Raw genomic sequence first — 5198 nt, 5'->3', positions numbered from 1 at the left:
CTACACCGTTACCCTGATCGTTCTGAATGAAAACAGCTGTCTTGACACGGTCTCCCATGATGTAACCATCTTTGAACTCCCCTCGGCCGATTTCACCATCTCTCCGAACGATACTTCCTGCATGGGAGAAACCGTTGTTTTCTCCGGTAACGGAACGTCGGATATCACCGCATGGCAATGGGACTTCGGGGATGGCAACACAGGAACGGGACAAAATGTTACCCATATATACTCCAGCCAGGGTACTTTCAACATCATGCTTGTAGCTTCCAATAGTAACGGATGCCTTGACACCGTTATCCATCAGCGTGTTATCATAGATGTTAATGTTGATTTTTCTATAAATCCATCACCCAGTTGTGAATCGTATGATGTTTCTTTTACAGGAATTGGTGACGCCAATTTTACCGATTGGGTATATGATTTCGGAGACGGGAGCCCTGCATTAACCGGAAAGAACGTTAATCATTCATATACTACGGACGGTACTTACTTAGTCACATTAACCGTTTGTTCAGAACAAGTCACCCATACTCTTGTTGTAAATCCTCCTGCAGATGCTTATGCAGGAACAGATGAAGCGACCTGTGAAGACGTGTTCTTTGATTTATCAACCTCCCTGATTCCACCATCTGCAAGCAATTACAGTTCGATCTTGTGGTACGGAGGTGATGGCACATTCAATAATACTGGACTTGTGGCCCCTGTTTATACTCCAGGAGCTGATGAACTTGGGTTAGTTACACTTACCATGGTAGCTTATGGTTTATCACCCTGTGAAAATGATACTTCAACTATGATTCTTGAAGTGGTTCCAGGTGCCTATGCCTTTGCCGGAAGCGATGAAAACTCCTGTCAGGGTGACCCATACGACTTTGCCAATTCAATGGTTGTTCCATTCTCAATGAACTATAATTTCATTGAATGGTCAGGGGGTACAGGAACTTTCGTTGATCCACATGTAGAGGTTCCTGTTTATATCCCTGCAACCGATGAATTAGGCCCAATCACTTTTACCGTATTAGCAACCAATGTTTTAAATTGTGACTCCATTGATGAAATGGTTTTAACCATTCATCCAAAGTTTACCACTACCAACGATGAGACCATTTGCTACGGAGACTCAATGTTTGTGCAAGGAAACTGGCAATATACCTCAGGAACCTACTTTGATACCGTGGTGTCGGTCAATAACTGCGACAGTGCTATCATCACCAACCTCACGGTTCTGCCACAGATCGATATGGACTTCACAATTTCTCCCAGGGATACATCCTGCCTGGGTGATATAGCATACTTTACTCAGGTGGGCTTGGCCAACCTTACATCCTGGATCTGGAACTTTGGCGATGGTACCACCTCATCACAACAAAACCCTGCCCATATTTACCAGAATCCGGGCACATACACAGTCACTCTCTCCTTTACAGATGATGTCGGATGCTCCGATGAAGCATCCCATGAAGTATTTGTTTATATCCCTCCCGATGTTGACTTTTCCGCATCCGTTGCATCTGCCTGTTTGAATGCAAGTGTGGATTTCACAGGAAACAGCAGTTCAAACATCATTGAATGGCTATGGGATTTCGGCGACGGAACCACAGGTAGCGGTCAAAACGTGTCGCATATTTATACAACCTATGGAAATATCTATATTACACTTCAAGTAATTGATAACCATGGCTGTACTAATTTTGTCACTCATAATATTTTTGTAGCCGAACCTCCTAATGCCGAGTTCGACTATACGGTAGTGTCGTGTGATACTCTCCAGTTCATTGATTTATCTACTAAGCCGGACGGATATTTTCTGGTCCAGTGGCAATGGGATTTCGGCGACGGAGGGACCTCCAACCTTCAGAATCCTATCCATGACTATGATGCAGGAGGAGTTTACAATGTCCAGCTGGTGGTCACAGCCGACTCAGCCGGGCTTTTATGCAACGACACCATCACCCACCCGGTCATCGTGCCTTCCCTGCCCACGGTTTATTTCACCTGGGCCCCCGACCCTACCTGCCTGGGCGACCAGACTTACTTCTACGGTACCTCCGGCAGTCCCATCGCATCCTGGATGTGGGACTTCGGCGACGGCTTCAACGCCACGGGGCAGGAGCCCGTCCATACCTACCTCTCCTCCGGGCTCTTTGATGTCATCCTCTCGGTGATAGACCAGTACGGCTGCCGCGACTCGGTATTACATACCGTCGAGGTCGTCGAACTTCCCGATGTCTCCTTCTCGGTTAACCCTTCCCCTGCCTGTGTCGATGCCGTGGTATCCTTCACCGGGGCTTCCTCTTCGATGATAGCTTCCTGGTTCTGGGACTTTGGCGACGGGGGCTCCTCCCTGCTGCAAAGCCCCCAGCATACCTACTCCGCGACAGGTACTTTCATGGTCTCTCTCAGCGTCATGGACACCGCCGGATGCATATCCTCCTTTACCCTGCCACTGGTCGTGAACCCCCTGCCATCACCCGATTTCTCCTACTCCTCGGCCCTGGTTTGCCAGGATGACTCCATCGCTTTTACCGACCTTTCCGTCTCTCCCAACGGACAGATCATCCGATGGGTATGGGACTTCGGCGACGGTACCGTCGTGACCATCAACACCCCCGATGACCCCGATGTGGTTCACCTGTTCTCCGGTAGCGGTACCTTTAACGTCTCGCTCTCGGTCACCGATATCGACTCCTGTCAGAATACCATCGTTAAGTCCGTCGCGGTGACCGCCTCACCCATCGCCAACTTTAACAATACTCCCGGGTGTATGCTCCAGCCCGTCGACTTTACCGACCTTTCCTCTCCCAACTCCGGATCTCCCATCGTTTCCTGGTTCTGGGAGTTCGGGGACCCGGCCTCCGGACCTGACAACACCTCCATCTTCCAGAACCCCGTCCATGTGTTTACCGGGGCCGGCGACTTTGAGGTGCTCCTGTTGGTCCACAACGCCGACGGCTGCCTGGATTCCATCACCAAAACCGTTACCGTCGACTCCATCCCTTCGGCCAGCTTTACCTACACTCCCGATACCATCTGTGAAGGCGAAGAGATCACCTTCTCCGGCATTTCCCCTTCGGCCGTCTCATGGCTCTGGGACTTCGGTGACGGCGGTTCTTCCGTCCTGCAAGAGCCCATTCATGTGTTTACCGCAGCGGGCACCTACAACGTTACCCTCTCGGTCAGCTCCGGGGCCGGGTGCCAGAACATCATCTCCCATCCCGTGGTCGTGCATCCCCTGCCCTTTGCTGCCTTTGAGTCTTCCCTGCCCGCCTGCACCGGCATGCCCATACTGTTTACCGATCAGTCGTCCCCCGTGGGAGGATTCATTTCCTCATGGCACTGGTACTTCGGCGATGGCTCCGACACCGTGGTCGTCTATCCCGGCAGTCCCGATGTCTATCACCTCTACTCCGCACCGGGCAACTACGATGTCTCCCTTGCGATCACCAACTCCAACGGATGCGTCGATTCGGTCTCCTCGGTAGTCCCCGTTGAGCAAGGGCCCCAGGCCGGGTTCTCCTTCAGTGAGAACACCTGCGCCGGTTCCACCGTGCAGTTCACCGATCAGACCATCACCTTTGGAACCCTCGTGCAGTCGTGGCTCTGGGACTTCGGTGACCCCTCCTCCGGAGCTAACAACTCCTCCACACTGCAGAACCCACAGCATGCGTTCGACACCGCCGGGGTGTATACCGTTACCCTGGTCGTTACCTCTTCCCTGGGCTGTGTCTCTGAAGCATCCCAGATGGTGGTCATCGGGGATTCCCCTTCGCTTTACTTTACCTACGATCCACCGCAATCCTGCTTTGAAGATATTACTTACTTTTTTACCGACCCCGACAGCACGGTCCTTTCCGAGGTTGCAGCCTTCTTCTGGGACTTCGATGACCCGGCATCCGGGCCTGCCGGCACCTCTACCCTGCAGGACCCCGTGCATGTGTTTACCTCCCCGGGCATCTACAACGTCTCGCTCACCATCACCAACTCCGATGGCTGCAGCGCTTCCCTCGTGCGGCCCGTCTCTGTCGCCGTTAAGCCCGTGGCCGACTATTCCTTCCTGAAGGCCTGCCTGGGTGACAGCACCCTGTTCACCGATGCTTCCCTGCCCGGAGGCAGCGTTATCGGGCAGTGGTTCTGGGACTTCGGCGATCCCGCCTCGGCTCCCTTTGACACCTCTTCCCTGCAGAACCCCGCTCACGTGTTCTCCGCCCTGGGAGATTTCTCCGTATCGCTCATCGTTGGGGATCAGAACGGTTGCTCCGATACCATTGTCAAGACCGTTCGGGTGTTTGATTCCCCCGCTGCCGGATTTTCCTTTAACCAGGTATGTGACCCTGAATACACCATCGCTTTTATCGATTCATCCTTTGCAGGATCTTCCGGGATGCCCATCACCGCCTGGCTGTGGGAGCTTGAGCCCGGGTACTTCTCCTCGCAGATAAACCCCCAGCATGCTTATCCCGTCGGTGACTCCTGCTATCTGGTATCTCTCACCGTGATGGATTTCAACGGCTGCTCCGATAAGATATCTCACCCCGTCTGTGTCAAAGAACCCCTGCAGGTAGCCTTTGACGCCTCGCGCGTCTGTCTGGGAGATACAACCTTCTTTGCCGCTTCCTTTTTGCCATCGAACGATTCTGTCATCCAATGGCGGTGGGACTTCGGCGATGGTTCCCCTCAGGTGGTTTCTACCGCGGATTCCCTCTCCCACTACTACTCCTGGCCCGGGGTCTTTAACGTTACCCTCTCGGGGGAGAACGCCGGTAACTGCATAGGATCTTTTGTCGCTTCCGTTATGGTGGATGCCCTGCCTGAGCCCGACTTCTCCGCCACCACCGCTTACTGCTTTGAACCCACACTGTTTACCGACCTCTCTCAGGGTGGGGTCACCTCCTGGGCGTGGGACTTTGGCGACGGCAATGTTTCCTCCCAGCAGAACCCATCCCATCTATACTCTCCCGATGATTCCACCTACCAGGTGACCTTAACCGTGGTCAATGCCAACGGCTGCGTGGACTCCATCACCAGGCCCGTGATCCGCGGGTTCTGCTTTGAGGCTTACTACCTTGTGCAGGCCGATATCCTCTGCAACCAAAAAGACATCTGCTTTACCGACTCCTCGTTCGCCCTGGGTGACGGCAATGCCATCACCCTCTGGCAATGGGACTTCGGCGACGGGGCTACCCTGGAGTATGACG

1 protein-coding gene is annotated in these 5198 nt (G+C 53.2%); it reads left to right on the top strand.

Going from position 1 to position 5198, the window contains the following annotated elements:
- Positions 1–5198: PKD domain-containing protein (locus tag KKA81_17285; GenBank protein ID MBU2652683.1), on the top strand; the 5198-nt coding region annotated here is incomplete at both ends.

The organism is Bacteroidota bacterium, from assembly GCA_018831055.1.
Taxonomy (GTDB): Bacteria; Bacteroidota; Bacteroidia; order Bacteroidales; family B18-G4; genus M55B132.
This window is presented reverse-complemented; position numbering and strand designations above follow the sequence as displayed.